General features: G+C 60.9%; 4 protein-coding genes. 2 read left to right on the top strand and 2 right to left on the bottom strand.

Annotated elements, in window-relative coordinates:
• A partial coding sequence (gene pabB / locus V7665_RS13145) for an aminodeoxychorismate synthase component I (protein WP_335664989.1) occupies positions 1-1,491 on the bottom strand: 1,491 nt, incomplete at its 3' end.
• A 69-nt stretch (positions 1,492-1,560) separates the two neighbouring features.
• Here pabB and V7665_RS13140 point away from each other — a divergent pair.
• Positions 1,561-3,501: a S9 family peptidase gene (locus V7665_RS13140; RefSeq protein WP_335664988.1), complete on the top strand. Its 1,941-nt coding sequence runs from the start codon at positions 1,561-1,563 to the stop codon at positions 3,499-3,501.
• Between the two features lie 94 nt (positions 3,502-3,595).
• On the top strand, positions 3,596-3,970 hold the full coding sequence (locus V7665_RS13135) for a VOC family protein (RefSeq protein WP_335664987.1): 375 nt from the start codon (positions 3,596-3,598) through the stop codon (positions 3,968-3,970).
• Between the two features lie 17 nt (positions 3,971-3,987).
• On the opposite strand, the gene V7665_RS13130 is transcribed toward V7665_RS13135, so the two are convergent.
• Positions 3,988-4,503: crotonase/enoyl-CoA hydratase family protein (locus tag V7665_RS13130; protein ID WP_335664986.1), on the bottom strand; the 516-nt coding region annotated here is incomplete at its 5' end.

The raw sequence follows: 4,503 nt of genomic DNA, 5'->3' as shown, positions 1-4,503 counted from the left end.
CTGCATGGGGACCAGCTGGCATTGGACCGGGCCGTCTTGCGGCCTGGGCATCGGTTTCAGCTCGATCGCCAGCGCGCCGGATTGGCCGAGGTGCAGCCGGACCATGGCGGGGGTTTCCTGATGAAAGGTGATCGCCTGGATCGCGTTGCGGGTGGCGTGGCGGTCGAATTCAAATTGCAGGGCGGCGGCGCTGGCCTTCATCCGTTCGAGATGCGCTTCCAGCCGGGCGATGCCGCTGGCGGGATCAAAGGCCATGGTCTCGATCAGATCGACCTTGTGGCCTCCTTCCGAACTGGCCCCCGCATTAGCTCCCGCGTTGACATCCACTTTCGCAAATCTCCCCTTGGCGAGGCATTCCCGCCATTCGTCATCCCCGTCCGAGTCCGCCACTATGCCAGAGCCAAGACCAATGGAAAGCGTTTCTTTTCCGTCTTTTAGGAAGAAGGTGCGGATCGCGACATTGAAGGCGGCGTCGCCATTGGCGTCAAACCGGCCGATCGAACCGCAATAGATGCCGCGCGGGCCGCTGCCGCCGGCGGCCAGTTCGAGCTCGTCGATAATCTCCATCGCCCGGATTTTCGGCGCGCCGGTGATCGAGCCGCAGGGGAAGATCTGGCGGATCACGTCGACCGCATCGAGGCCGTCCTGCAATTGCGCCGTGACCGTCGAGGTCATCGTGTGGATGGTCGGATAGGTTTCGACCGCGAACAGCTCCGGCACCTGCACGCTGCCGCGCTGCGCCACCCGCGACAGGTCGTTGCGCAGCAGATCGACGATCATCAGATTTTCGGCCCGTTGTTTCGGATCGCCGAGCATTTGCGCCTGCACTCTGGCGTCCGCCTCCGGATCGGCAACCCGCGCCGCAGTGCCCTTCATCGGCCGGGCGGTGATCCGGCCGTCCTTCAGCGCGAAGAACAGTTCCGGCGAGAAGGACAGCATCCAGTTTTCGCCGTCAAACACCACGCCGCCATAGCCGGCCTGCGCGCGGCTCCGGATTGCGGCATAAAGCGCCAAGGGATGTCCGGAAAAGTCCATTTCTGCCCGAAAAGTGAGGTTTGCCTGATAGATATCGCCGGAAATGATATAATTTTGTACTTTTTTGAACGCCGCATCATAGGCGTCGCGCGACACCAGGGGCTTGAGCCGTCCGAGCCAGGCGCCGTTGCGGTCGGGCAGGCTTTCGACCACGGCATGCGGGCTTAATTCCTTGTAATCCTTGAATATTCCAAACCAGGCCAGCGGCGTCGGCATATCTGTTGGAATTTTACCCCGCAACCGCTCTTCCAGCCCGAGCCCCGCTTCATAGGAAAGATAGCCGGCAACATGCTTGCCCTCGGAACGCGCCCGCGACAGGGACTCGAAACATGCTTCCAATTCTTCCGATGTATCAGCCCGGATAACCGCCACCGGATCCCGGTAAAGCCGCGCTGGCGCGGCACCAGCGGCACGCGCATCATCGAGCAGGACAAAGGGATGGTCAGCAGAAAACATGACCCCCTCTAATTGCTTTTGCCACGCTTCGTCCATAAACATCGCACAACAGAATGGCAGGATGAGTTTATGAAGCGCAAATGGTTGGCCGGCATGCTGGTGGCGGCAACGACGATCGCATGGCCCGGGCCGGCGCTGGCGGAGGATGTCGCGCCCAGGCCGGCGGCGCTGGTCGCCGATCAAATCCCTGCGGTGCCGCTGGATATGGTCGAACGGACCCGGCCCTATATGGAATATCGCACCGCCAGTTTTGTCGACTGGGACCCGAAGAGCAGGGCGATGCTGGTGTCGACGCGCTTTGCCGATACCAGCCAGCTGCACCGCGTCGCGACCCCGATGGGACAGCGCGAGCAGCTGACCTTTGCCGGCGAACCGGTTTATTCAGGCGATTATGCGCCCGACGGATCGACATTATTGTTCGAGAAAGACAGCGGCGGCGACGAGGTCAACCAGATCTACGCGCTGGCGAGCGGCCGTCCGCAGCTGCTGACCGACGGCAGCAGCCGCAACAGCCTAGGTCCCTGGTCGAGCAGCGGGCGGATGCTCGCCTTTGGCTCGAACAAGCGCACCGGACTTTACAATGACATTTATCTGATGAACCCGGCCCGTCCGGAAAGCGCCCGGATGCTGATCGCTTCCACCGGCGGCGGCTGGTTTCCGATCGACTTTTCACCGGATGACCAGCTGTTGCTGGTGTTCAACTATGTCTCGGTCAGTGACAATCAACTCTATATCATCGACATTGCGCAGGGCACGTCGCGCAAGCTGACCGACAGCAGCAAGCCGGTTGGCTATGACGGGCTGAAATTCGCGCCCGATGGCCGGCTCTGGGCAGCATCGGATGATGGCAGTGATGTCAAACGGCTCGGTATTGTCAATCTGGAGACATCCTTGTTCGAGCCGGTGGTCGACGAGAAAATCTGGGACATCACCGATTTCGATATCAGCCAGGATGGTCGCTGGATCGCCTTCGAGGTCAATCATGCCGGCCGTTCCGTGCTCAAATTCTATGATATGCAAAGCGGCAGGGTCCGCAGCGTCGATGGCTTGCCGGCCGGGGTGATCAGCGGCGTCAAATTCGCGCCCTGGGGCGAGCTGGGCATCACGCTGAACAGCAACCAGACCGGCAGTGATGCCTATAGCGTCAACCCGGAGACGCTGGCGGTCACGCGCTGGACCAAGAGCGAGACCGGCGGCCTGGATAGCGCCGCCAATGTCGCGCCGGAGCTGGTCGAAATCGAGAGTTTCGACGGCGAGAAAATGTCCGGATTTCTCTACCGGCCCGATCCCGACCGGCACAAGGGCAAACGGCCGTTGATCATCAACATCCACGGCGGTCCGGAAGGCCAGGCGACACCGCGTTTTCTGGGGCGCGACAATTATCTGATCAATGAACTGGGCATCGCGATATTCTATCCCAATGTGCGGGGATCAACCGGCTTTGGCAAAAGATTCGTGGCGCTCGACAACGGCCCGTGGCTGCGGGAGAATAGCGTGCTGGATATCGGGGCCTTTCTCGACCAGCTGCGCGGAGACCGGAAGATCGATCGCAAGCGCATCGCCGTCACCGGCGGCAGCTATGGCGGCTATATGACGCTGGCCTCGATGCTGCGCTATGGCAAGAGGCTGAAGGCCGGGCTGGAGACGGTCGGCATTTCCAATTTCGTCACCTTCCTCGAGAACACCCAGGCCTACCGCCGTGACCTAAGGCGGATGGAATATGGCGACGAGCGCATCCCCGAGCAGCGCATCAAGCTGGAGGAGATCAGTCCGCTGGTCCGCGCCAGCGAGATCAATATCCCGCTGATGGTCGTCACCGGCGCCAATGATCCGCGCGTCCCGGCGAGCGAAGCCGAACAGATCGTCGCCGCCGTCCGCGCCAACGGTCAGCCTGCCTGGCATTTGCTGGCCGAGAATGAGGGCCATGGCTTTCGCAAGAAGGCCAATGGCGACTATCAATTCTGGGCGAGCCTGATTTTCTGGCAGAAATATCTGCTGGAGGAGGAATAGCCCGGGCCAAGGATTTCGCGGCGTTGCCCTGATGGCTGCCCTGTTGCGAAATCCCAAAATCCTGCCGCTCCGGCAATGAGCGCAGTAAAGGAGAATGACAATGAAACTTGGAGCCTTTTCCCTCAGCCTGTCGGTCAAGGACATCGCCCGTTCCAGGGCCTTTTACGAGCAGCTCGGCTTCACCAAATTTCATGGCGACCAAGAGCAGAAATGGCTGATGCTGAAAAACGGCGAGACGGTCATCGGTCTGTTCGAGGGCATGTTTCCGCGGAATATGTTAACCTTCAACCCGGGCTGGGATCAGGATGCCCAGAACGTCGAGGATTTTGACGATGTCCGTGACATTCAGAAATCATTGCTGGCGGCGGGCGTGGAACTCGACAGCCAAACCGAGGGCAGCGACGGCCCAGCCAGCATCATGCTGACCGATCCCGATGGCAATCCGGTGCTGATCGACCAGCATCGCTAGCGTCCCAGGGTCAGGGCCTAGTTGCGCAAATTGGGATGGTGGCCGATGCTCGCCCGGATTGCATCCAGCGCCGGTTTGCGCATCGCCGATTTCTGATAGGCATAGGCATGGCCCGGCAGCTTGGCCAGTTGACCGGCAATCGCGGTCGCCGTGCTGACAACCTTGTCCGGTTCCACCAGCATATCGAGATATCCGGCCTCGACCGCGCCTTTCGGATCATAGATATAGGCCTGAATCATCGCCCGGGTCTGATGCAGCGGGCTGAGCCGGTCGCGCGCCAGCTCGACCGCAAACACCGGCAAGGTCATGCCGGTGATCGATTCATTCGCGCCCAGTTTATACTCGCCCGCTGCCCCGACCCGCGTGTCGCAAGCCATCAGCAGGAATACGCCCATGGCAATGGCGTGGCCGGTGCAGGCCGCGACGATGGGAACCGGTCCGCCATAGAGACGCAGTACCAGTTCCGAGGCACGGTCGAGCAATCGCACGGAATCGTCACGGGTAAAGCTGCCCATCATGCCCAGATCGAATCC

Source organism: Parasphingorhabdus sp. (genome assembly GCF_036964675.1).
Classification (GTDB): Bacteria; Pseudomonadota; Alphaproteobacteria; order Sphingomonadales; family Sphingomonadaceae; genus Parasphingorhabdus.
The sequence above is the reverse complement of the archived record's forward strand: the minus strand, read 5'-3'. Positions and strand labels throughout refer to the sequence as shown.